The following is a 25,203-nucleotide window of genomic DNA, read 5'->3' as shown; positions in this document are numbered from 1 at the left end:
GGAAAAGGTAAATGTCGCTCTGCATGCCTGATGGCCCCAGAGTGGCCGTGTAGGGCACACCATGGATACTGAAGTTGGTGGGTTTGTCCGCGCTCGGCAGCAAGTCAAACAAGTACATTGCAGGCAGAAGGTCATCTGGTACCGGTTGATTGCCGTGTTGCCAGCTCGGAGGGACAAATCCTCCCAAGTCGTCCACAGGCAGCGTGTACTGTGGGGTGCCGAAGATCGATGCCCCCAAGCTTTGCTCCCATGGTGCGTCTGGCGGATTGACGCTTTGCACCGGTGAATAGGCGGCTGACGGCAAATCCTGCCGGAAGGGCGCTGTATTCCAGCTATCGGGAAGCTGGCCGGGTTGAGCCACTCCATGCCAAAACTCTGCGGGATCGGCGATCTGTGTGGAGGACTCCGGTTCAGCCGCCGCAGCCCTCGCTCGAGCACTGTTGGGCGCGGTGCTCAGACGTCGTTGGAGTTGCTCCCGATCGGCGACGAGGTTGTCGAGGTGCAGCACGGCTGGCCGGTCTCTTCGCGCCAGACGTCTAACGAGCGCCCGCGTGCCGTCAACCACGAAGACTCCGCAATCATAGCCGTTGCGCTGTTGGGTCATGCGGACGGGCTCCAGACGGGTACCCAACCTTTGTGCGAGCATTGCTGCAAACTCGTCGTTCTGGCCCCGGAAGGAGTCATAGTGATAGGCAGCCGGCTCCTCGCGGTTGCGACGGTCAACGAGTAGCAGCGACCAATGGGTGCCCCGGTGATCAGGATCCGAAGCACTGGCATCGCTCACTGGAAGGAACAGGAAGTCGGCTGTATCTCTTCCATCCTGATCATTAACGATGCGCTGGAAAGCGCTCAGCGCGGTGCTCTCATCGCCCAGGCGCAGATGATAATGGGCTATCAGGGGATCGATAAGCCGCGTCCTGGCGGCGAGATCCGGATCGTTTCGCTGCAAGTCCTGCATTAGCAGCTCATAATCCGTCTGGATATGCTGGTCGCCCAGCCATTCGGTATGGTCGAGCGACAATCCGCTGCGGCCTTCGATCGATGGATCAACCTGCTGCAGCGGCGAAGTTGATCTGAACTCGGCACGTGAATCCGAACGGCCGTCCAGACCGGCCGGTTCCCGGCCACTTGCCTGCTCAGGGGACAACCCCGACGCTGCGTTCGCCTCAACGACTTGCTGGTACTGCCGAAGCCGATTGAAAGACATATTGAGTTTTTTTCCCATGTCTTCGGTGAAGTCTTGGTAATCTTTTTTCAACGACTGTCGCTGCTGATCAGTACCGGTGAGTCGGCTGACTATGCTCTCCCTGCCCTCCCTTTGGAGCCAATCGCTAAACTTTCGTTGATTGCTGGCCATATTCCAGACAACATTCCTCTTGGAAGTCGAGTTCGATCCGAGCTTGCTCAGCGCTTCCTTGGCTAGGTCATCAATGATGCGGGCGTCGTCGGGATAAGGATGATGCTGTTTCAACTGCGACTCGGCGCCTAGATACTGCCGCAGCCGATCGAAACTCACGACCACTTTTTTTCCTTCCTCCTTGGTAAAGGCCCTAAAATCCTCCTTCAACGACTGTTGCTGCTCATCACTGCCGGTGAGCCGGCTGACTATGCTCTCCCTGCCCTCCCTTTTGAGCCAAGCGCTAAACTTTCGTTGGTGACTGGTATTATTCCGGGAAGTCGAGACCGGTCCGAACTTACTCAGCTCTTCCTTGGCCAAGCTATCAATGACGCGGGCGTCGTCGGGATAAGGATCATGTATCTGGCGTCCCATCAGGCGCGGCCCAGGTCCAACGGCTTGGAGTTCTTGCCCCTCAGGTCCGAGCCTCCTGAAATGAGACAGTGCTGACTTAAGACGGTTCCGACCATCCCCACCGCTTGCCAAATAATCCGCGATATCAACGGCTAGTGAATCTGGATCGTTTAAAAGCCGAGAAGCCATCGAATCTCTGTTCTCTGCTCGGAGCCAACGAGCGAACCCCCTAAGAACCCATAAATTGTTCTCGACGGTAGCCTCGGGAACCCTTCCGTCCCCTCGGCCGACGCTACCGTCGGGTAGAATTTCGTAGTTTCGGACTGCTTCCGCGAACTGGTTGATACGGGTCTCGTCATCAGGATGCATGTCTCGGTCGGCGGGGCGACCACGCTTTCGAACCTTAGTTGAGACCACGTGAGTCTCCGTTGCGGCATCGACGTCTTGCTGCCCCGAACCCCTCTCCGGCGCCAGCGACTGCGGCGTCACTCGCATCGAACCGCCCACGGATCTGCGACGCGGCACACGGTCGCCGGCGTCACTGTCGTGCGAACCGAGGCGCAAGTCGCTCGGATCCTGTTCCAGGTCTCGGCTCTCTGAATAGTAGTCGTCGATCCAGGCGTCCGTATCGAAAGCTCCGGTCACGCCTTCGATCCACCCACTTACTTCGCGAGAATCGTCATCGCGCGGCTGGTTCCGTCTTGGGTACATCGATGCCGGTCCTCCGGAAATCAAATTTGGAACCTCAATCCTAATGCCTGCCGACCGCCGCCCAGCATGCTAAAGCCAGATCCAATCATGCCCCCAAGGCATGGCCGAACACCATATGGCGACGGCTTGCCGACAATCGTCTGCACTCGACCATCAGGCCGGCACATGGCTTGAGAGGCTCGCCAGCTTGCCGCTTGCCATGCGGAGCCCGCTAGAATTGGCCTTCATTTAAGCAGTTCGAGTGATATGTGGGACATGCAGCGTGAAGGGTGCCGTCAGGATTTCCGGTTCCAACCAATCCATCCGCCGGCCTTTCTGATTTCGCCGCCTCAGGCAACGGAACCATATGCGGTGTAGCTGCTGACAGAACCCGTTGCGCGCTTGATAGTTATGCGACCTATGGCGCGGCGATCAGGATGAGACGCGCGCGACAATCTGGATGAGATTCTTATGTCGCGGTCGGGATGAAGTTATCATGTTGATTGTCGCTGGCAAGAGCTTCATCGTGGTCTGATTGCCGCTCCGCGACAAACTGTGCGGTGCCTTTGATTGTCGCGAATGAGGCTGGCCTGCCGCGCTGGCGTTTGGCCTCCATGGCGGAACGTCGTCGATAGCTTTCGACGTTCATTTCGAAGATCGTTGCGTGATGAACAAGTCGGTCCACCGCGGCACCCGCCCGCAGGCATAGTTTGATAGTTGCAGGATACGGGGTCGGCATCGAGCACCCAACTCACACGTTGGTTCATGATCGCCGTATGAAATGCATCCGGCGCCATGGGCGGGTTTCGTCCGGGCCTGAAGCCATAGTAGAACCCGCAAAGGGTAGGCCGTCATAGACGGCACTAAGCACTTCAGCGACCGCGCCAGCATCCTTCGCACCCGAGGCTCTTCCCGCATCCGTATCTGTCTACACCTCAGATGCGACAGCCGTCGCCTCTTGGGATGCTGGCCAAACGTCACGTTTTGAAGGAAGACTGGCGACGTGCACATTCGATGTCGCCCCGGGCACTGGGGATCGTCTCATCTGGGTTGGCGGCTGCACGTGGCCGCGTAAAAACGGATTCTCCCTCAACGATTTGGTGCTTTTTCAAGAACGACTGGCATCTATTGCTCGATCCATCTCCACCCTATTGCTGGAAAAGGTAAATGTCGTTCTCCCTGCCTGATGGCCCCAGAGTGGCCGTGTAGGGCACACCATGGATAGTGATGCTGGTCTGGGGGTTGTCCGCGCTCGGCAGCAACTCAAGCCAGGACATTGCAAGCCGAAGGCCAGCCGGTGCCGGTTGATTGCGGTGTTGCCAGCTCGGAGGGACAGCTTCTCCCAAGTCGTCCACAGGCAGCATGTACTGTGGGGTGCCGAAGATCGATGCCCCCAAGCTTTGCTCCCATGGTGCGTCTGGCGGATTGACGCTTTGCACCGGTGAATAGGCGGCTGACGGCAAATCCTGCCGGAAGGGCGCTGTATTCCAGCTATCGGGAAGCTGGCCGGGTTGAGCCACTCCATGCCAAAACTCTGCGGGATCGGCGATCTGTGTGGAGGACTCCGGTCCAGCCGCCGCAGCCCCCGCTCGAGCACTGTTGGGCGCGGGGCTCAGACGTCGTTGGAGTTGCTCCCGATCGGCGACGAGGTTGTCGAGGTGCAGCACGGCTGGCCGGCCTCTTCGCGCCAGTCGTCTAACGAGCGCCCGCGTGCCGTCAACCACGAAGACTCCGCAATCATAGTCGTTGCGCTGTTGGGTCATGCGGACGGGCTCCAGACGGGTACCCAATCTTTGTGCGAGCATTGCTGCAAACTCGTCGTTCTGGCCCCGGAAGGAGTCATAGTGATAGGCAGCCGGCCCCTCGCGGTTGCGACGGTCAACGAGTAGCAGCGACCAATGGGTGCCGCGGTGATCAGGATCCGAAGCACTGGCATCGCTCACTGGAAGGAACAGGAAGTCGGCTGTATCTCTTCCATCCTGATCATTAACGATGCGCTGGAAAGCGCTCAGCGCGGTGCTCTCATCGCCCAGGCGCAGATGATAATGGGCTATCAGGGGATCGATAAGCCGCGTCCTGGCGGCGAGATCCGGATCGTTTCGCTGCAAGTCCTGCATTAGCAGCTCATAATCCGTCTGGATATGCTGGTCGCCCAACCATTCGGTATGGTCGAGCGACAATCCGCTGCGGCCTTCGATCGATGGATCAGCCTGCTGCAGCGGCGAAGTTGATCTGAACTCGGCACGTGAATCCGAACGGCCGTCCAGACCGGCCGGTTCCCGGCCACTTGCCTGCTCAGGGGACAACCCCGACGCTGCGTTCGCCTCAACGACTTGCTGGTACTGCCGAAGCCGCTTGAAAGACATGGTGAGGTTTTTTCCCATGGCTTCGGTGAAGTCTTGGTAATCTTTTTTCAAGGACCTTTGCTGCATCTCGCTGCCGTTGAGCCGGCTCGCTATGCTCTCCCTACCCCTGGTTTGCAGCCAATTACTAAACTTTCGTTGATTGCTGGCTATAGTCCAGACAACATTCCTCTTGGAAGTCGAGCCCGATCCGAGCTTGCTCAGCTCTTCGTTGGCGAAGCTATCAATCATGAGGGCGTCGTCGGGATAAGGATCATGCTGTTTCAACTGCGACTCGGCGCCTAGATACTGCCGCAGCCGATCGAAACCCACGACCACTTTTTTTCCTTCATCCTTGGTAAAGGCCCTAAAATCCTCCTGCAACGACCGTCGCTGCTCATCAGTACCGGTGAGTCGGCTGACTATGCTCTCCCTGCCCTCCCTTTTGAGCCAAGCGCTAAACTTTCGTTGCCCACTGGCATTTTTCCGAGAATTCGGGACCTCTTCCTTGGCCAAGCTATCAATGACGCGGGCGTCGTCGGGATAAGGATCATGTATCTGGCGTCCCATCAGGCGCGGCCCAGGTCCAACGGCTTGGAGTTCTTGCCCCTCAGGCGCGAGCCTCCTGAAATGAGACAGTGCTGACTGAAGACGGCCCTGACCATCCCCACCGCTTGCCCAATAAGCCGCGATATCAACGGCTAGTGAATCTGGATCGTTTAAAAACCGAGAAGCCATCGAATCTCTGTTCTCTGCTCTGAGCCAACGAGCGAACCTCTTAAGAATCCCCAAATTGTTCTCGACGGTACGCTCGGGAACCCTTCCGTCCCCTCGGCCGATGCTACCGTCGGGTAGAATTTCGTAGTTTCGGACTGCTTCCGCGAACTGGTTGATGCGGGACTCGTCATCGGGATGCATGTCCCGGTCGGCGGGGCGACCACGCTTGGCGTAATCGACGCGAACCTTGGTTGAGACCACGTGAGTCTCGGTTGCGGCATCGACGTCTTGCTGCCCCGAACCCCGCGACGACGTCTTGCCGCTGCTCAATCCGAACGCCTTCTTGAACCCTGACACCATGCGCGACTTAAATCCGCGGCTTCTGCCCTGCGGCGCCGCGGCGACTTCTCCCGCGTCCGCCATATTGCTCGATGTCTTGCTCCCCGAGCCGCCGAATCGCAAGCTGCTGGAGCCCGCCCGAGAGACGTCTATGCTGTGGCGGGCGCCGCTCAACGAGTTCTCCGGCGCCAGCGACTGCGGCGTCACTCGCATCGAACCGCCCACGGATCTGCGACGCGGCACACGGTCGCCGGCGTCACTGTCGTGCGAACCGAGGCGCAAGTCGCTCGGATCCTGTTCCATGTCTCGTCTCTGTGAATAGTAGTCCTGGATCCAGGCGTCCGTATCGAAAGCTCCGGTCACGTCTTCGATCCACCCACTTACTTCGCGAGAATCGTCATCGCGCGGCTGGTTCCGTCTTGGGTACATCGATGCGGGTCCTCCGGAAATTCAAATTTGGAACCTCGATCCTAATGCCTGCCGACCGCCGCCCGGCATGCTAAAGCCAGATCCAATCATGCCCTCAAGGCATGGCCGAACGCTATATGCGACGGCTTGCCGACAATCGTCTGCACTCGACCATCAGGCCGGCACATGGCTTGAGAGGCTCGCCAGCTTGCCGCTTGCCATGCGGAGCCCGCTAAAATTGGCCTTCATTTAAGCAGTTTCGGGTGATGTGTGGAACATGCAGCGTGAAGGGTGCCGTCAGCATTCCGATTCCAACCAATCTTTCCGCCGGCCTTTCTGATTTCGCCGCCTCAGTGCGCGGCGACAAACAAGGTGAGACTCAGCCAGATTGTCGCTCTACAGAACCCACTCGGCCTTCCGTGATCATTCAACTTTTGAGGCTCATTCCCGCACCCGTATCTGTCTACACTTCAGCCCCCCCCGTTACCGCGACGCCCGCAAGACTCGCCCCGGCTTCGCCGCTGTGACTTTGGCCGGATGGGACTTGCGCCGCCAAGCAGCTATCAGCTTGGCATGACGTATTCCCGAGCGGAGGTCCATCATCTCATTGGTCATCAGTGGCCTTCTATCGGGCTGTGCTTGAACAACCAGACCCTGCCGAAAAACCACTGATGCCCACCTACTCCTCAGAACCTTCACCACCTAAGGGGACTCCGTGGATCCGCTTTTCCAAAGCATTTTGGAATATCGGTTTTGCATGATGGCGGCCAGTCCGGTTGCACTAGCATATGCGTAATCTGCAATTGGAGACCAACAACGGTGAACACAGAACAGGCCCGCGGGGCGGTAAATCCTCCGAGGACACCTCTAACATTCAAGCTAATCTTAGCCCTGCCGCGGCGCAGACACCTCCGACGGACTTCCACGATGGTTTGGCGAAGGGACCACGCTTTCACGAATCCTCGAGGCTTGGGCTGAGGAAAGGGATCAGGAGGAGACGAGGAGCGGCTGGAGGCGGTAAGACGAACTATAACGTGGATGGACGCTGGCGATGTTAATGCAACTACAATCACTGCGGCTGGCCAAGCCGCCGGCACTGTTCCGCCAGAGCTCCAGAAGCTCGCGGACGACAACCGGCTGTGAGCAGCTTCCCGAGCGGGTCCGGACGACGCTGGCAGAACCAGTGATCGCATCGGGCTATATGGGCCCCGCAGGTCGTCTTTCCGCCCAGTTCGCGGAAGTTTAGTCCCCTCTAGGCGAGACCAGGAGCCGCGCATGCAACGCGTACCCCCCGCTTCATCGAAGCTTAGCAGTCACGTATCCGCTTTATAGGCCGGACATGTGAGCGCACCGTTCCCACATGTGAAGCGACTGAAAAGGATGCGCTTCATCACACCTTTCACTCTCAGGAGAGACCGCCATGGATAACACAGAACGATCGCTGCGCTACAACATTTCCGAGGAAGATGATCGCACCCGGGCCATGGCGGGGTGGATCGAGAATATGACCGGGGCACAAACACTTACGGGCATGCCGTCCCGATCAACGTCAGATCCCCATGCTCGTTCGCCTTCGTCGCCAACGCGGCCATACTCGCTCTCTTCCGAACCTCCAATTAAGGTGCTCGACAGATCGACATTTGCCAGAAAAGTGAGGGAATTTTACGGTGATGATATCAAGCACATTTCCGTCAATCCACAAGAGTACTCGCCCTTCGTGTCCTCTAAAGCCCTGCGTACGGCTACCATCGCTCGACTCTACGGCGGCACCGACAATGATACGCCCAGCGCGCGATATTTCAGCTATGATCTGGGAGAACGAAGCGTTGGGCTTTTAAGAACAGAGGATGGATTTAGCATCGAGAACGAGCCGTGGCGGGAACTTTTTCCCGGTCGGAAAAGAATCACTTCGATTGTAGACCTTCGCGTTACTCATCCGCTTGTCGAGAACGCAGGCGATATTCTGCTCGAACATCAACTTCAACTCGACGGCGAACAGCCGTTAATCATGTCACGTCCCGCTTCGCCAGAGATGGGAGCCCGTCTAGAGCAGATGGGTTTCGTTGACGTGGGTCAAAATCGCTGGGTGCTCGACCCTACGCAACATCCGGACAAGTGGACAAAGAATAGCAAGGGTGGATGGCAGCGCGCAGGCAAACCTTGGAGTTATCTCTCGAAAACCGTGGACTATCTTAGCGACGATGAAGCAGGTGTCGAGGGGCATTCGAGTGAAGCCAGTGTCGAGACAGATTCATCCGATGATGACCCCTCTTGGTACTTCGAACACCTCAATTTGAACCGCGAATAAAAGCTTGCCGTCATCGTGATGACTTTTTGCGCCGCCGGCCGAGTTGATACGCCCCTCTATTACGAGGACGCAGGCGAAGATTAGAGACTGCAATCTTGCTGCGACTGTCTGCGACGGCCCGCCTCATGCTGCACTGTGAAGTAGCTCTCGACAGTTGCTTCAGTCGGGCTGATAAACTCAATCAGAACTTTCGTGATCTGGTGGATGTTGGGCGGTTCGGTCTTGAAGACACCAAGCGCGAACTCAATGAAGCCTCGGCGGAGCCCGTATCCGCTCCATGATTGTCCTGCGCATCGACCCAGAAGGAGCTGCGCAGCGCCGCCTCGTCCGCCTGTCTATCCCGCGGCAATACCGATAGAGACAGTCGCGGATCGTTTCGCGATCATGCAATTCGACCATTTTCTCTTGGTCCATGGCTCGTCGCAAGTCTAGTCTTGAGTTGAAAGTGGCGTTCGGTGCATCTGCGAACGGACATTCGCGCCGTCGGCGCTTGACCTGGCCTCGCAATGCCGCTTCCCAGGGAACGTCTGTGAACTTGAAACCGCGTGCGTAGGACAGCAACTCTCGCGCAATCAAGGACCATTGCTCCGTTGGATTTTGCCTGCAAGAACAGCCAGTGCCCCTCTGCGCTTGTGTGGAAGGGAGCTAACGGTCCATTCGGCAACAATGCGATTGACGAGTTCGCCAGAAAGAGCCCAATGTCGACTGGATCCCCGTTTGCGGCCGCCGGGCGCGCCGGCGCCTGCCTCGGCGAAGCCTCCTCCAAAGCCTGTGATCCGAACGATCCTGCCTGGCTCGCAATCGGTGCGCGTCTGACCGAGCGGGAACGGCTGATCGACGCGATGGAGAAATCTGGGTGGGTTCAGGCCAGGCGGCTCGCCTCCGGCCTCACCCCACCTTAGGTTGGTTATGCCATCCGCGGGCATCAAATCGGGGTGAAAGAAAGTTCTAAGCCTGGTGTGGTCGAACGGCCCGACCTGCCCTCCTCAACTCATGCACTCGAGGCGAGCCGCCATTTTACCGGTGTCTGTCTATTGTCAAATGCCTGACAACCCTATGTCGGGTAGCAAATGGAGGGAACCGGACAAAAAACGCTAACCCGCTGAAAAACCTAACTATTTGCATTGGCATGGCCCTTGCTTTTTGAACCGCGATGTTAAGCAGCAACGGAGCCTTCAATGTCCCCACCAATGATTTCGCTCAAGAGCCTGACCAGCACGACAACCATGAACCAACTGCTGGCCACAGCGAAGTCCACTGCTTGCGCCGCGTCATTGTGCGGTTCGTCCGCAAAGCCGCACCACGCCGAGCCGGCTGTGTGGGAGAAAATCAAGGACCTTTCCTGCTATTCAGAAGAAGTTTACTATTTCGCGCGCATGCACGTCGTAGCCGCACCAGCCTGCAATATCCAGTGCAACTACTGCGATCGTAAATACTGCGCCAACGAAAGCCGGCCTGGGGTCGTCTCGGAAAAGCTGACGCCTGACCAGGCCCTGCGAAAGGTCGTTGCGGTCGCCAATGAAGTCCCTCAGCTTTCCGTGCTCTTTATCACCGGACCAAGCGATGCCTGTTATGACCGAAAGAAGACAAAGGCGACATTTGAACGCGGAGCCACAGAGATCCCCGATATCAAGCTGTGTCTTTCAACCAACGGTCTGGCACTGCCGGACCGTGTCGGCGAGCTTGCTGACATGAATGTTGATCACTTGACGATCACCACCAACATGGTCGATCCGAGAGTCGACGCGAAGATATCCGCGCCACTGCCGGGCCGTGCCGCAGCTCAGCAGAAGCCCGGACACAAGCAGGCCCCGCGAGCACATAGGCAGCCAAGTCTCGATATTCGTCCAACATGCCGGGCACTCTCGGTCGCAGCAGCGCTGAGGCCTTGGTCACCTCCCCGCGCAAAATGCCCGGTTGCTCTCTTTGATGCTTCAGGAGCATCCCGATCACCCGCTTCTTGTGTCAGTCCGCTCCCGTCTCCAACGCGGCGGCGACCTCCTTGCGCAGCCATTTATGCTGCGGGTCGTGATGGCACCGCTCGTGCCAGATGAGCATGACCTTGTACGGTGCCGGCTCGAGGGGTGGATCAACAACCCTAAGCGGCAGCATCGCGGAAACTTGGGTCGCAACGCGGCGCGGGACGAGCAATACCAAATCCGTTGCCGAAGCTACCACCGCTGCCGTGAGAACGCTGGAAAAAAGTATGGGACTACGATCCGCTCGCAGGTTGGGCAAGTGGTCGTAGATCGGGCCGAAGTGGTCGGGGGAGTCCGTACTGATGGCAGCGTGACGCAAGGTCGCGAAGTTGTCGATCGTCCATTCCTGCGCCAGCGCTGGATGGCCGTGGCGCAACAAACACGCGAAGCGGTCTGTATAAAGACTGCGCCGAAAATAGCCAGGCAGTTGCACGTCGATATGCCCAACGGCCAAATCAATATCACCTTGCTCAAGCCCCCGCACGGCACGATCAAACGGCAAACAGGCGAGTGTGTCGAGATGAGGGGCACGCTCGCGTAACCACGGCAGGAGGCGCGGTAGTACAGCCAAAGCTTGATGATCGGGGATCGCCAGCGTTGCCCCCCTCCCCCATTCTTTTGAGATTACGCTGCGGCTTGTCACCATCTCTCGGATCGTACGCAGTGCCGACGGCAGCCTTTGAGCCAAATGTTCGCCTTGCGGCGTTGGGATCAAACCCGTTGAAGACCGCACCAGGAGATCATCATTGAACAAGCCGCGCAGCCTTCCCAGTGCCCGGCTCATCGCCGGTTGACTCCGCCCGATGTGCTGGCCCGCGTGCGTCACGTTCCGGTATTCGAGCAGAGCCTCGAGCGCCACCAGGAGGTTGAGGTCTATTGATGCTAGGTTTATCTGGTGTCCAGTGAGGCGCTCTCCTCTCCAATCTTGCAACATCTTTCGCCTATAAGCGAGTTGATCCGTCACCTCTTTTTCTACATTGCGTTTCATGAAGTTCATTCCTCAACAATCAATTCCGGGTCCAACGTTTTCGAGTTCATCTCGGCGGTGGAGCGCGGGTGACAACCTCCATGGCATTGTGCCATCACGCGTCCAATGGGCGGCCAGATCTGTGTGACGATGGCGATCACATGGAACATCGGGGTGTCCCACAGGAATATAGAGCCCGTGTCGACCTCCCCGAGCCCGTTGCAACAGCCTCGCATCCGATACTGGGGTGCTTGGGTGAGAGAGGCGCACGCGCTCGAGCACAGCGTTGCAATAGGCCTCGGTTGCATAATACGCGATGCGGTCGATGTCGCTAAGCTGAACACCTGCAGATGCGAGGCAATATTGAATCGAACGAATTGGTAGCGTGTTGGAGTGCTTGATTCGGTTAGGCCGTTCCTCTTCGACTGCCGCTATCACTCGGCCGTCGCGAACGCGAACCGCAGCCCCATTGTGCATAAAGCTGTTCGGTAGATCGAACGAATTTTCGTAGACTCTGCTTAGACGCCCACTCAGCCCTAGACACAGCATGTTGCTCTCCAGTCCGTTTCGAAAGGTAGGTCGCTCTGGCCCGACCGCCGGCTTTCGTAAGTTCAAAGCTTGTGTTTGACGTGTCAGATAGAGCTCACAGGCGAAGCCGATACTAATAGCGACCGGCTCGGCGACATTGCCGACAATCGATGCTGCGCAACCTTCTTGATGCTATAGTTGCGACGCCGCACGGAAACCCTGACCGAAGCATTTGCAGCAGAACTGCCACGTAATCTATCCACATTACTCAGTCCTTCATATTTCGGCCCGACAGCCGCAAGAAAATCACGAGGTTTGGTGTTCCTGCAAAAGGCGCAGATCATGTCCTTGCGGCTGCGAGCGCGCCTGCTCTGGCTTCTAGTCATTGTGAGGGATGCACTCACAGATTTAGTCGACCAGGCAACAGTGCTTCTTGTGAGAGCCCATTAGCACTGAAACGGCAGAAGCAACGGCCAAGATTTGGCCGATCACGTCCAACGTGATAACAATCGAGGCCAGGCAACTGACAGAGTGCTCCAACTCGTTTTCCAGCACAGTCTCTACCGAACCTGAGGACCCATTTTTAGAACTCCACACAATCGTTCTGCACAGCGCTCTTCAGCGTTTTTTCTAAGGGCAATTGTTTTGACCAGTAAAATTGTTTGTTTGGATGGAATGCGTGCAAAAAAGGGATGGGTGGATTCATAGCAAGGCGAGCGGCACTTTCAAACAGCGGCCGTGATGATCAACGTTTACGGCAAATCCGCCTCCGACGTCGGTGCCGACGACCGACCTCCGAAATCCTCGTGTATCGTCGTACCCGCAACACTCCTTCTCTACTCTGGTTTTCAGCCGATAAGCCTAGCCGCAGCTTCGCCAGTCGGCACGTCGATAAGCGTGATCGGGCTTGCTGCAAGGAAACGGCGTTGGTTGTTGGTCGGCGCTGCCGCATCCAGCACCGCAAAACGTGGTGCGTTGGATCGCGTCATGATCTGTCGGGCGTAGGTGCGCAGCATCTGGTCGTTGAAGCGGCAGCCGATGAAGAAGAGCCGAAGAGCCTCTGTTGGTGCGCCGCTCCTTCACCGCTTCGCTGACCCACCTGAGCGGCGGAACTCCTTCCGTCGCTGATGAGGCCGTTGATGGCCTGCTCGCCCGGCCTTCCGGTGGGTCGGCCGGCATCGAGACAGGCGATTATTACGCGGCGGGCGCGGCGCGCGAGGTTTCGATGCGCTTCAGTCCATCGGTGATGGCCGCGAGCCCTTCCCGCAGCGTCTGCCCTATAGTGCCCGGACCGATGTCGATTGGAGGATTGTCAAGCATGGCTACAATGTCGCTGCCGTTGAGATAATCGAGCTTCTTCTGGACTGTGGTTCGGACACGCTCGGTCGCGCTCGACAGTGCCTCACCGTTGCGTTCGGTGATGGCGGAGAGCTGATCTGAAAGCTCTCCTCCGAACTGCAGGAAGATGTCGTCGACATACCTCCACGTTCCGCCGCGGGCTTCCACATCGACCATCTGGTTGATCTTGCTCTTTACCTCATCCCGCAGCGTCAAGGCAGTGTCGAGATAAGCCTGCCATATAGCTATGATACTTTCGACCGAGTTCTCGATGGATTTGGTCCGTTCGGGCTGGTCTGCGATGCCAAGAAGGACCAGAAGTTGATCATCGTTACCGGGCCGCGGGACCACCGCTGCGATCAGACGCTCCACAACCGCGCGCCTACGGGCTGCATCGCCTAGTTCCTTCGGCCATTGCGACGACACTATCTTCGCAATCCTCTCAGAATTCGCGTTCTCTAGCGGATAAGAAAGCTGTCGCTCCTGAGCCTTTGCCTTGATCAGACGGAACAAGGACTCTACTACCTCGTCTTGATCGAGAGCGCCCGTTGGAACTCTGTTCAGATCGATCCCATTCACCACGACCTCTTCGCGGCGGTCGCCGTTTGTCTCGCCCTGCCCCGCCCCATCGGGCATGTCATCCACATATTGAAGATTTCGCAGATTCTCAGGATAGGCCAGCATCAACAGAAGTCGGCCGGCGAAGTTGTGCAACGTTGCCTCCTGCTCTTCCGGAGGCGTCGCAGCCAGCACACGTTGCAGCCAATCCGCGATCTTCGTGGTCAGATGGGACAACTCTGCGGTCTGTCCCGCGCCAATTTGCGCGCTGAGACTTACTGCGTGATTGGAAATGGTCGCGGCCGCGGCGGCAATCCCCTCCTTCACTTCCGGGAGAAGCTGCTCCAGGAGCTCAGCCCCGCCTTCACGCTTGCTTCTCTCTTCAGTTTCCTCAACACTCCCTGCAGAGTTCCCTTCCGCGCTATCGAGCGCCGTCATCGGCCGATTGAATTCTTCAGAGTCGTCGGGTGGAAGAAATTGGGAGTTCTCCTCGGCGTTCATCTCAAACTGCTGAATGTCTTCTTCAGTTAAGATTCCTGCTTCCTGCATGTCAGGCAACCTCATGCGGAAGTTCACGAAATACTTCTTCATCACCTTTTGGACCTGCGGGAACCCGGCCTTTCCACCATCAGCCAACTTGACGAGGATAACGCCGTTTTCGTTCATCCTGCCCGTGCCTCTCCGCAGAAGCGAAAAGTTCTCCTTACTACTATCCTCATCATCTTCAAAAGGCATGTTTTTCAAAGTTTGTGCCAATCCATTGAGCTTTTTCTTACTCACCAGGACAGCAGGCTTCCGCAGATCGCCAACCGTGCCAACCGCAAAGCAGAACTCCAAATCCGCTCTGTTCTTCGTCTGGTCGATCAACTGCAGAAATTTCTTCGCTCTTGTCCTATTGTGCTTCATTCCGGCCATTATATCTCTCCAGTTTCCTGTTCTAGATCAGTGTACGTCGGTTGATAGGGTGGGACAGGATCTGATCACCCAACTTCCCGAAGATCTGCCTGATGGAGGTGACCGCGCTCTCCAGCGGTCTAGTCGAGCGGGAAAGCGGCGCGCCGAGATCAAGCGACGATCGCCGCCAGTCGCAGCCGTGACCGCCTCCGATCCGGCCGGCAACCGACATGCCGACCTCTCCCGCCGCAGACCTGCGTGGGCGTCTCGTGACCCCATAGGGCTTTCCCAGCGCCAGTCGGATGCTATCCCGGCGTTCATAAGAAATCTGGACATCGGAATTCTGACAACAGATTGCGGGACAACGGGCTCATCACGCTGTCAGGCTGGAGGTTAAAAACCGCCCAATGGCGACCGGACACCAGTCGTACCTGAATAAGGTCCCCTCCTCCCAATGGCTGCTTATCCGCCTCATTTAAGAGGCGAAACAGCGCCCAATGGCCGCTCTTGGAGAGGGTGGCGCCTTGAAAACCGATGAAAGCGACGGAAGCGCCGCCGACGCCGCCGGCCGTAGGCCAATGGAAATGCATGGCCGCGGCGGCTGTTCCTCGTCGATGTTCGAGGCGCTGGCCGTCGATGTCTACCACCACCTGGTCTGTCAACGGATCGGTCTCGGCGACGGTGAGCAGGAATCCAACTGACACCTTGCCGGCATCATCGAACATGGTGTCGCGGATCGTGGCTGCCCGTTGGAACTGGGCCAAGGTATTGCGGCCGATAGGGAAATCGACACCGCTCGTTGGCCGAAACTGCCACGAGCCTTTGGATTTGTCGACGAATGGGGAAAGGTTCTCGGCGAAGAAAGTGTCGATCTCCGCCTTGCGGCCGAACAGCCGGGCGAAATCGCTCAAAGGGATATCCCGGCGGGATCCGCTCGCGAAGGGATACCGTCCTTCGGTAGCCCGTCGGCACAAATCGCCGGGGCCGCCCGCCCAACCGCTCGCCAACCCGCGCCTCATGCCGCTGACGGTTAAGTCCGAGCTGTGGCGGCTGAGGCCGAGGATCCATTGCCGGATGGGTTCGGGCAGATCGGCCGCCCCCGCCTCGATCTGTTGGATGGCGACGCCCGCCTGCCCGTTGTGTTCCAAGATGTTCGAACCCGCCAGCCCCTGCGCCTGGCTGAGGGAGCGATACAGTTCGCCAAGATCCCGGAGAGCACTGTCAATCGGCGCCTGCGCGCCCGCTTGGCTGTTCGACGGCACTTCGACCAGCTGGTGCAGCCACCGGAAATGATCGCCCATATAGAGCTGGACGTGAGCTTCAGGCGTGTCCGCGGCCGGTTGGGACCGGAACAGTGCCTCGAGCTCGCTTGGCAACACCTCGCCCTGGGGGACACTGTCACCTTTCGTCAAGCCGTCCTCGGGAGCCGGTGGTTGCTTGAGCTTTAGCTCCTGCGCCGCCGCGAAAAGGAACAGGCGCATTGGTGACGTCGGCGCGGACAGCGTGTTCAAGGTGCGCAGCGCGTCATCGATACCCCCAGAGGGGCGGATGGACATATCGCCAATGAGCTGGTCCCAGCGCAACGCGAACTCCTGAGCGTAGAGATCCGCCGCCGAACGCCGCAGCTTCTGGCTCACATCACCGGCTGCAATCGGCGCGACTACCTGTGAGTCGAGAACCCAGCCTTCTGCAGCGACAGCGTCAGCCACTTGCGGCAGCAATCGCAGGAAGGTTCCGTAAAACCCCGCCCTCGTGTAGATGCCAGGAACCCCCTCGCTGAGCGGCTGTCCCGATTTGCGAGCCAGGACGCCCTGCGCCAGCGGCCCGGCATGGTCGGCCAGACGCCAGGTTGGCGCCCGCGAGGCTTCGGGACTGGTCGCGATGATGTCGAGGACGCGGCGCGCCATCGAGACGGTCTGGAGCTTCGCGCGGCTCCTCTCGATCAGTTCGCCATTAAGCTCACTATGGGGCAGCGGCCCTTCCATGAGTGCATCCAGGTGATCAGCGAGCGCGCTGCGCAGGCCGGCATCGGCTTCGGCCGGAAACATCACTCGCCAGTCGGCAGCCATCCAGTTCTTGACGACCGCGCGCTGGAGCGGACCCTGCTGACCCAGCATCAGGTAAACCTTTAACGCCTGGTAGACGAACTGATCATCGTCGTGCCGCTCGACCAATAAGGTTTCCAACCGGAACATCAGCCGCGGCAGCAGGATGGTGTTCACGGCGCGGCGGTACGCCGCGAGCGTCTGAACCTTGATTTTCTTACTCTGGTCGAGACCCGAACTTGATAGGGGGCCGCCCGCGCTGTCGCCGTTGGCATCACGCAGCCGCTGAAGCAGTGGCAGGATGGGTCGAAGATCGCCACTCTCAACCCGGTCGAGCTTCAGCTTTTCGGCCCCTCTGGCATAGCTGCCAGCCATTAGGCGAACGCTCTCGATCAGCTGAACATTCCGAATATAGCTGAACGTCCATAAGACGCTGGCGGTAACAATGACCGCCGCTATCATCGTGTAGGCGCCATACCGGATCCGCCGCTGGCGCCGATCGAAGCGGTGATTGGCATCGACGAGCCCAGCTTCGGCGAAAACGACTTCGCGCAGCAGCCGGCTGATGAAATAACCACGGCCCGGGCCACGAAGCGCTGTACAGGGCGGCTGAGCGATCTCGAAGGTCTGAGATCTGGCGTTCGCAAGTCGATCGAAGGGCATGCCAATTTGCGTGCCGCTTAAGAAGTAGACGCCGCGGAGCATAAGCGGTTCCTGGAACGAATTCCCGCCAAAGGCTTCCTTCAAGAACTGTTGCGTCAGGTGCTTGAGGCTAGCGACCTGCTGTGGGAAGCCGAACATGAGCGCGCGACGCTGGAGGTTGCTTTCGTGCTGCATTCGTTCAAGCAGCCTTTCGTTTAGGCGGCCAACAAGCGCATCGTATGCTGCGGCAAACGCCATCGGATCGCCTTCGTCCTCCGACGCCTCTTGCGCATAGGTGAACCCCCACACCGCCTCCCGCCCCTCGCGACCCAGATCGTCGAAGAATTCAACAAATCCCGCCAGCAGATCGCTCTTAGTGAAAAGCACATAAATCGGCAGTTGCAGGCGAAGCTCCCTGTACACTTCGAGGAGCCGCTCACGGATACAGCGCGCGCGATCGGCGAGCACTTCCTCGGATGTAGAATTCAGCTCGCTGATTGCGATCGTGACTAAGACACCGTTCAGCGGCTGCCGTGGCCGGGAGCGTCTGAGCATACGAAGCAAGCCACGCCAAACCGCTTTGTCCCGGTCTGCATCACCCTCCTGTATCGTGTAGCGCCCAGCAGTGTCGACGAACACCGCGTCATCGGTGATCCACCAGTCGCAGTTTTCCGTACCCGCTAACCCACCGGCGGCTCTCAGACCGGACCTCGCCGCCATCGGAAAGCTGAGCCCGGAATTGACTATTGCTGTGGTCTTCCCCGAGTTGGGCGGACCGATCATCACATACCAGGGCCGCTGATAGAGCCACCGCCTGCTGATACCTCCTGCGTAGCGGCGCCCCTTGAGTGTGGTAAGGGTCTCGCGGAAACGATGACGAATCGCCTCCAGCTCTCTTTCAGCAAGCGTGCTGGCTTGCCCCACACTTCGGTCGGAAGGCCTTGGGTCTCCCTTCTTCTGCTCGGCCCCACCCGCGTCCAGCGCTCCCGACACTCGTGATTGGACGAGGTCTTCAAAATAGGCCTGAACCTTGTAAAGCTGGGACTGGATCAAGTAGATCACGGTGTATCCGACCGGAATCAGCATCGATGCCGCGATCTGGCTGCGAAGGCTGTCAAGCGGCGCAAATCCTCCGACCGAGATATGCGGTCCGAGCGTGAAGATTAAGGCACATACGATCGCCGCCCCGCCGACACGGAGCCATTGCCACCTAAGCGCTTTCTTGATTGACTGCATGGCTTGTCTTCATTGTGTCTTTGTGATGATGATTTGAATCCGACGGTTCCGCGCGCGGCCCTCGGGCGTGTGGTTCGAAGCGACCGGTTCTCCGCTCCCTCTGCCCTCTTCTCGCACGCGGCCTGGGTCATTCATCATGGATTTGATAATCTCGGCAGCTGCGCTCGCACGCGCGAGCGAAAGGGAATCGTTTGAAGGGAAGGCGAGTGATTGCACCGGAATGGCGTCGGTGTGCCCGGTCAGGAGGACCGATCCCGACTCACCGTTCAGAGAACGACCAATTCGTAAAAGAAGCGGCAGGAACATTTTCTTCACTTCCGGACTAGCAGAATCGAACATCCCGGAGGCGCGAATGATAACGACGATCTGCTGTGGGTCCTCGGACACAGTGACAAGCCCTTCGCGGATTTCGGGCTCGAGGAAGTTACGCAGTCGGTCGCTGCTCATAACAACCTTTGGTGGCAATGCGATTCTCGCCGATCTGACAACGCCGTTCGGCGGCAATGTCGCGATATCGTTGAAGACAGCGTCGGCGCGGGCATTTAATGCATGCAGGAGTCCGGCATAGATCGAGAGGAGTAATCCTGCCCCAAACGCTACGACGGCCCAGATTGGAACGATTGTGCGGCGTGGCTCCGGATTATTTGAGTTCCTCCGCCAGTGCGGGGATAGTTCGCGCTCGAAGTCACCACGGGCTGCTCGGATCAGGCGGTAGACGTCTTCGCACAGCACACTGAGCTCTGCGGCTCCTCCCGCAGTGACGCGGTAGCGGCCTTCGAAGCCCAACCTCATGCAGTAATAGAGCAGCTCCAGCAGTTCTATATTGATGGCCGGTTCATTTTTCAATTGCGTCAGCAGATCGAAGAAGCGCTCGCCGCCCCAGGTATCGCTGAACAGCGATCCCACCAAGCTGCGCGTCGTCCAGACGCTGTTGCTGCCCCAGGCTGTGTTCAGAACGATGTCATCGATGGTCGCGCAGAGGGCGTATTTGCAGACCTTGATCGCTCGCGAGGGCAATCCGAGCGGCGTGATCCGACGCTCAAAAGCATCGATCTCCCGCAGCACCCTAAGGCGCAGTGCTTCAACGTCGATATGGCTAGCACTGCTCTTGAGCTGAGCGCTGAGACCCAGCAGCGCCGCCGCGGCCGCGACCAGTGGATTAAGTCGGTCGAGCGCAAGCATCTCCCAGGTAAGTTCCTCCGCCACTGGCGATGACGGCGAAGGGACAGCCAACTGCTCCTCGGCGTGAAGGAGGACGAGTGGCTGGGATTTTGGCATCGTTTCCTCAATCACCATCATCAACCCGCCCACTTCCCTTTGGAGCGGACGCTCTCATCGTGGGATCGGCGGGTGGGTCGACTACGCTCTCGCACTGGGCGCGCGAAGTCGGCGCCGAAGCTCCGGAGCAAATCGGTTTCGATGCTCGATACGACGTCATTGAAGACGCGCACGTACGCACTCCGGTTTCGCGCCTTATGGTTGCGGTGCAAAAGGGAACGGGGCCGCCCCATCGCCTTCTCGATCCCTGCTAGGGACAAGCGTGCACGGACGCTGGACAGAGCCTTCTGCACAGCCGCGAATGACACGTCATGCGTCCCACGGTCGGTGAAGGCTTGCTCAACGGCCAGGTCTCCGCGGAGGAACCCGCTGGAGTCATTGCACAGAACTGCGCGCAACGCCTCACCGACATCGGGGACGAGACTCAGGGTTTTTTCGTCGGAACTCTTATTTCTGAATAATTGTTCGCCAGCTCTCGCTCGGAGAGTATGCTGTGCAGCGCGGCGGAATACAGAAGCATTTTCCCTGCACGATCCAACACGCTTACGATGCCGGCATTCCGGACATCTGCCAATGATAAGCCGCAGGCGGCAAGGAAAGCCGTGACAGCCGCTCGATGATTCTTGGCGAGATGATTGCTCCACCTTGGGTTGCGTCAAGATGGGGGCCCGATCTGGCACACTGTCTGCGTAGATATCCCACGGACTTCTCATCATGCCCGCCAGCGCGTCTAAACGAGTGCCTAAGAACGGCAATGGTAGGAACTCGCCGTCCCTCAGGTCCAGCAGCGCTTCTTCACCCCGGGTGCAATTGCCCGCCAGGAGCGACGAGGCCGTTTCGAGGGGGCCAAGAAGACTCAACTCCTCACTTGTCGCTGCAAGTTGTCCCTCCGGTTCGGCGGCACTCTCCGCAATGGATATCGAAGGCGACACCGCGACGACATCGGTCATATAGGCGCCGATCTGAATAACATCGCTGGTTTTCCGGGCGACCGGCGCCTCTGACGGAAGCGGCACCGCCTCGTCATTTTGACATGTGTCGTCGCGGCCTCGGTCGATCAGTACGTATCGCCGTGCCATGCACTCGATTGAGCAGTGGGATTTCGAGACCATCTGCTGATCATCCGGCAGAACCAGGCTGTTGCCTGCTCGGCTGGTAGTCAGTCCACCAGCCGCGTCGCCCGGCACGAGATATTCCGGAAAACTACATCTATTGCTGTGTACACGTAGCGTGAGGGGCATTGGTGGGCTAACTCAAATGTGGGTTCTGTCCGGCTCGGATGGCCCAGAGAGCCATTTCGAGATTTGGGAAGTCGCCAGCAACGTGCAGCGCCAAGCCGGCGGATTGGGGCATATCCTTCCAGAAGCGGCTATTTTGATCGATCTCGAAATAGCTGAATCCAACATGGAACGGGATCTGACGCGGCGCGACCGGTAGGGGATTGATGATAATGCCGGGCAGTGCGACATTGACGAGTTCCGTGATTTTCTCCGCCGGGCCGATCTTAATCTGAGACGGGAACTCGCGCCGGAGGCGCTCGACCTCAATATCAGCCCGAGCAGCCAGCACGAAGCTCGAGGTCGTAAAGAGAGAGCGGTCGGCCACCTCAGCCACATGGACACCGTATTTTTGCCGCTGCAGCGGTACGGGGACCGCAGTCTGCTCAATCACTGCACCCAGCGAAGCCCGGATCGACTGCATCACTGGCAAAAACGCCTCCGCGAGAGAGTCGTGCTTGTAAACACCAAGGGTCGGGGCACGTTTATCGACGCGGGCGAACGTGGCTAGTTCACCCGCCAATTGGAGCATGACAACATACAGCGATTCCGGATTTACAACGGCGGCCTTGGACAGGTGGCAGAAGTACGGCTCGTACCGATTGATCGCCTGCAGCAGAAGGAAGTCCGCGAGCTCTGCAACCCGGCTCGTTCCCGACTGGGAGACCCGAGTGGCCAGAGCTTCACCACGATGGTGAAGCAGGCCGGTGATCTCAGTGATGTAGTTCGAGAGGACCCGGGAGCTGGCGCAGTCGGGGGTTGGCGGCACGTGCGTTTCGTCCAGAATGATCTGTCGGTCGGCCCGGACCTCTATGATACGGGCGATTGGGATGCAAGTGTAGCCAGACCGGTCTGCCGCGTCCGGCAGCAGTCGAAAATCCAGCCTCGCTACGTCGATGGAGGCGCTGCCTCGCTCGCCAGCGTTGGTGTCGACAACATCCTCAGTGGAGACTGCGAAGCGGATAGGTACGTCAATTCCCGCTTGCGCGTCGGTTTCAAGAGCGCCGGGTTGATAAAACGGTACCGCCAAGTGAATAAGCGAATCTCGAAAATCCGGCGGAACGTCGTAGGGAGTTGGCTGGTTGGCTTCGTCAGGAATACTGAAGGGCATCCCGTCCTCCAAGACGCCGCGAGCCGCTTCGATGGCGATCTTACCGAGACCAAGCAGCTCTCGATTGAGCCGCAGCTCGCTGATACCCCACCCGTACCCATGCAAAACCGCCGTCCTGCTGCGCACCAGCTGTTCGACGTGACGATCGGCCTGCTGAAAATGCTGCGGGCGGAGGAACAAGCCCTCCGACCAGACGACCCTATTATTCCACGACATTCAAGACTCGCCTCGCGTCCACCTGACAGAACGGCTTTCTCCGTAAAAGTAGCAGAGCTTCACTGCCCCCTTGCATGCACATCTGATATCCAACAATGCGCTGGTAGAAGGGCATCGCGTGTCGGGACAGCTCAGATATGCAAGCGCCGAAGCTCATCAGGATTGGTCATGAGCCCCCTTGCAGCGCGACAAGCAAGGGGTCTCATCTAGACTGTCGCTCAGTAGCCCGTTGCCCTCAGAGCCTTATTGGTCGTTCATGTTCACACTGACCTACAACGCGCCAATTCGCCTGTCCTGTCACTCGTACGAGATGAATCTCGCAAATGACCGCCCGGAAGCCTTGAGACCCGGCGCCGCAAGTACGGGGCCAAAAGAGCAGCGCAACAGGCAAGGTGACACGTGATGCGCATTGCCTCGTCGAAAATGTTCCTGAATACGCTGAGGCAGTGCCGCCGCCAACATCGTCTTCACGCGCCGCCGCCCCTAAAGCACCTTGACGACCAGTTTAGCGATTAGACAACCACCTCCTGGACACGATCCACGAACCGGTTGCAGTCCCGGTTCGCGCCAGGTGCGGGATAGCAGCCCTGGCGGCATGGATCATTCATGCGGCGAAGATAGGCATTTCCACATTTGGTGATGCCCAATAGCTAGCGAATGGGATATGCGCTGCGCCTCATGTTGGCGCGCGAGCACATGCAAGATGGCACGGTGGAGATCGACCGTTTTCATCTCGGTGAGCGACCGAGAATGGATCCGGACGGTCTACCGCCTGGACGGGGCCGAAAAGGCCTTTCGATACATGCAGGGCGCGCGACGGCGAAAGGGATCGAACCGCAACCTGCCTGCTGGGCGGTGAGGCGTTCATGGCGATTGGCAAGAGCTTTGCTACGCATGAGAACGTAAAGCATTCGAGCCGCGAATTCGTCCAAGTCGCCGTCCACTCGGTGGGAGGTTTCAAGTCCCGGGTCCGCCGCACCATTGCCGGCGTCTTTCATCATATCAGCCCGCAGCATGCCTTGTCTTTCCACGAGATCGGCTTCCGCTGGTCACAGCGCATTGTTACGGGCCAGGCAGTGCGGATACTAGTCACGGGTGCCGCCGGCGCTGCGATTGCTGCAAGTCTTTCGCGCTATTACCGGCCGGCAATGCGCAGAAGTCCGGATGCCGGGATCATCGTTAAATCTCCCAGCCTTTTGTGATAAGGCCGCGTTGTTTAGCGGAAGCCAGCAAGGAGTTCGAAGATGAAGGCCGACCTCACTGGCGCCGCAATTGGCGACAGTTGCCACTACCCTGGTATCGGTGGGCCAATCCCACCATAGAAGAGATCATGTCGATGTTTCGTCGTAACCGGCTTGCGCGGCACCGGCGGCCGTCAGCGTTGATAGCAATCCGTGCCGATCGCCACATCAAGCACGGACCTCCGGTCTGGAGAACGGGTCGTCGCTGCATCTCTCGAAGGATCGCCGCTGTCGTTATGGGTTCACGCAGGAGCTGCGCCATAGCCGCTCACTAACCGGATGCGAGCATATCACCTGTGCATGCAATCCAATACCGGGACTGCGCTAGTTTGAATCGCGGGCTCTTCTCCGTGGTTTTTGAGGTTCTGCTGCAATGATGCGTTTACGCTACCAGTTATCAACGGCCTGGCCATGTCTTCGGGATCTGCCGGCCTCCCGTCACCTGAGCTCGATTCCGCAGAGCCGCCCCATGCCACAACAGCAAAAAACGGGACCCACGGTGATTGAGCGGCGTCCGAACGAGGCTCGGCAAGCTGGAGCGGTCGATGGTCGCAGTCGCGCCCCTTGCACTCTGGTTAAGTCGCTTGAGCCCCTGATAAATTCTGACCTTCCGTCAGCAGTCGGTGCCCGACAGCTGACCCCTTGTTTCCTGAAGGCCATATCCCAGGGGGGTGAGCATGGTTGACAGGGACCCTCGGACTAAGGGGCAGGGCTCTTCGCGGCCGGATGAGGGCCGGCACCCAGCGGATCAAAGAGCGCAGTCTTCAGTGGCGCGTGTCGATCAAGTGGCCGACAACTTCAATTCGGACGACATCTGGCAAGAGAATTCGGTATTGCGTTACGTGGAAAGGCTAAGCGTCGGCCAGCCAAGCCCGCCGACCGAGCTTCAAAGCCCTGAAGAACAAACCCCGCAAATGATGGCTGACATGACGGAACTGACGAGAGTTCCGGTCGTCCCGGCAGAGACCGCGTTCAACCTCACGAGGACAACAGATGAATACAATAATGCCGATCGCACTATTCACCTCGTCGAGGGCCAGCCGCTGGAGACTGGCCCTCAGCGCGGGGGGCTGCATGGCCTTGGGAATTTAGAAGCCTCAGCGGTTGCCGGGCCCACCGAGGTGCCGGGTGGAAGAGAGGAGCATTCGGCCATGTCCGAGGTGCCCGCGGAGCCCAGCGATCCGACCGGTGGCGGGCGCAAGAGGCGGACTACTGAGAAGGACGCAGATCCCAGGCCCAGCCGCAGGCAGACGTTATATGCTCAAAGGCCGCTGGCGTTGGCGCCTGATCTCAGCGCCGCGAATGCCGGCATAATCGTGGGGCCTCGAGCGGCGTTCCG

The 25,203-nt window shown here is 58.6% G+C and carries 11 protein-coding genes and 6 pseudogenes; 4 read left to right on the top strand and 13 right to left on the bottom strand.

Translation table 11 applies throughout. From position 1 onward, the window contains the following. From PH551_RS29865 to PH551_RS29855, 3 genes and pseudogenes are all read right to left on the bottom strand, one after another. A partial coding sequence (locus PH551_RS29865; protein WP_285196114.1) for a Ulp1 family isopeptidase occupies nucleotides 1-2,461 on the bottom strand: 2,461 nt, incomplete at its 3' end. A gap of 448 nt (nucleotides 2,462-2,909) precedes the next feature. Continuing rightward, nucleotides 2,910-3,131 (bottom strand): annotated as a pseudogene (locus tag PH551_RS29860) (hypothetical protein); the annotation flags it as partial. 457 nt (nucleotides 3,132-3,588) lie between these two features. Continuing rightward, a complete protein-coding gene (locus PH551_RS29855) occupies nucleotides 3,589-6,267 on the bottom strand; it encodes a Ulp1 family isopeptidase (protein WP_285196113.1) in 2,679 nt (892 codons plus the stop codon). A gap of 1,399 nt (nucleotides 6,268-7,666) precedes the next feature. On the opposite strand from PH551_RS29855, the gene PH551_RS29850 reads away from it, so the two are divergent. Then, the gene (locus PH551_RS29850; protein ID WP_004678802.1) at nucleotides 7,667-8,554 is read left to right on the top strand and encodes a hypothetical protein; all 888 of its coding nucleotides are present in this window, start codon (nucleotides 7,667-7,669) and stop codon (nucleotides 8,552-8,554) included. Between the two features lie 134 nt (nucleotides 8,555-8,688). Here the strand turns inward: PH551_RS29850 and PH551_RS29845 are convergent. Further along, nucleotides 8,689-8,968, bottom strand: a pseudogene (locus PH551_RS29845) (nuclear transport factor 2 family protein); the annotation flags it as partial. Between the two features lie 284 nt (nucleotides 8,969-9,252). On the opposite strand from PH551_RS29845, the gene PH551_RS29840 reads away from it, so the two are divergent. Both PH551_RS29840 and PH551_RS32970 read left to right on the top strand, forming a co-directional pair. Continuing rightward, nucleotides 9,253-9,456, top strand: a complete 204-nt coding sequence (locus PH551_RS29840) for a nif-specific regulatory protein,nifA (protein ID WP_010032001.1) — start codon at nucleotides 9,253-9,255, stop codon at nucleotides 9,454-9,456. A 276-nt stretch (nucleotides 9,457-9,732) separates the two neighbouring features. After that, nucleotides 9,733-10,308: pseudogene (locus PH551_RS32970) on the top strand (radical SAM protein); the annotation flags it as partial. A 211-nt stretch (nucleotides 10,309-10,519) separates the two neighbouring features. Here the strand turns inward: PH551_RS32970 and PH551_RS29825 are convergent. From PH551_RS29825 to tssK, 9 genes and pseudogenes are all read right to left on the bottom strand, one after another. Continuing rightward, a complete protein-coding gene (locus PH551_RS29825) occupies nucleotides 10,520-11,530 on the bottom strand; it encodes a LysR family transcriptional regulator (protein WP_018247171.1) in 1,011 nt (336 codons plus the stop codon). Continuing rightward, on the bottom strand, nucleotides 11,527-11,670 hold the full coding sequence (locus PH551_RS29820; protein WP_004678808.1) for a hypothetical protein: 144 nt from the start codon (nucleotides 11,668-11,670) through the stop codon (nucleotides 11,527-11,529). The genes PH551_RS29825 and PH551_RS29820 overlap by 4 nt, the downstream gene beginning before the upstream one ends. A gap of 52 nt (nucleotides 11,671-11,722) precedes the next feature. Further along, a pseudogene (locus tag PH551_RS29815) lies at nucleotides 11,723-12,049 on the bottom strand (carbamoyltransferase N-terminal domain-containing protein); the annotation flags it as partial. Nucleotides 12,050-12,876: 827 nt separating this feature from the next. After that, a pseudogene (locus PH551_RS32965) lies at nucleotides 12,877-13,123 on the bottom strand (SIR2 family protein); the annotation flags it as partial. A gap of 99 nt (nucleotides 13,124-13,222) precedes the next feature. Continuing rightward, complete coding sequence (locus PH551_RS29805) at nucleotides 13,223-14,839, bottom strand: hypothetical protein (protein ID WP_004678814.1); 1,617 nt, start codon at nucleotides 14,837-14,839, stop codon at nucleotides 13,223-13,225. Between the two features lie 296 nt (nucleotides 14,840-15,135). Further along, a complete protein-coding gene (gene tssM, locus PH551_RS29800) occupies nucleotides 15,136-18,741 on the bottom strand; it encodes a type VI secretion system membrane subunit TssM (RefSeq protein ID WP_004678817.1) in 3,606 nt (1,201 codons plus the stop codon). A 9-nt stretch (nucleotides 18,742-18,750) separates the two neighbouring features. Beyond that, entirely contained in the window at nucleotides 18,751-20,040 is a 1,290-nt protein-coding gene (icmH, locus tag PH551_RS29795; protein ID WP_004678820.1) for a type IVB secretion system protein IcmH/DotU, read from the bottom strand. Beyond that, nucleotides 20,040-21,206, bottom strand: coding sequence for a type VI secretion system-associated FHA domain protein (locus PH551_RS29790; protein ID WP_018247169.1), 1,167 nt, complete (start codon nucleotides 21,204-21,206; stop codon nucleotides 20,040-20,042). The genes icmH and PH551_RS29790 overlap by 1 nt, the downstream gene beginning before the upstream one ends. Nucleotides 21,207-21,267: 61 nt before the next feature. Beyond that, entirely contained in the window at nucleotides 21,268-22,623 is a 1,356-nt protein-coding gene (gene tssK, locus PH551_RS29785) for a type VI secretion system baseplate subunit TssK (RefSeq protein WP_004678823.1), read from the bottom strand. 654 nt (nucleotides 22,624-23,277) lie between these two features. Between tssK and PH551_RS29780 the strand changes: the two are divergent. Then, nucleotides 23,278-23,825: pseudogene (locus tag PH551_RS29780) on the top strand (transposase); the annotation flags it as partial. Between the last annotated feature and the right edge of the window lie 1,378 nt (nucleotides 23,826-25,203).

It is taken from the genome of Rhizobium atlanticum (genome assembly GCF_030182485.1).
Classification (GTDB): Bacteria; Pseudomonadota; Alphaproteobacteria; order Rhizobiales; family Rhizobiaceae; genus Rhizobium.
The sequence above is the reverse complement of the archived record's forward strand: the minus strand, read 5'-3'. Positions and strand labels throughout refer to the sequence as shown.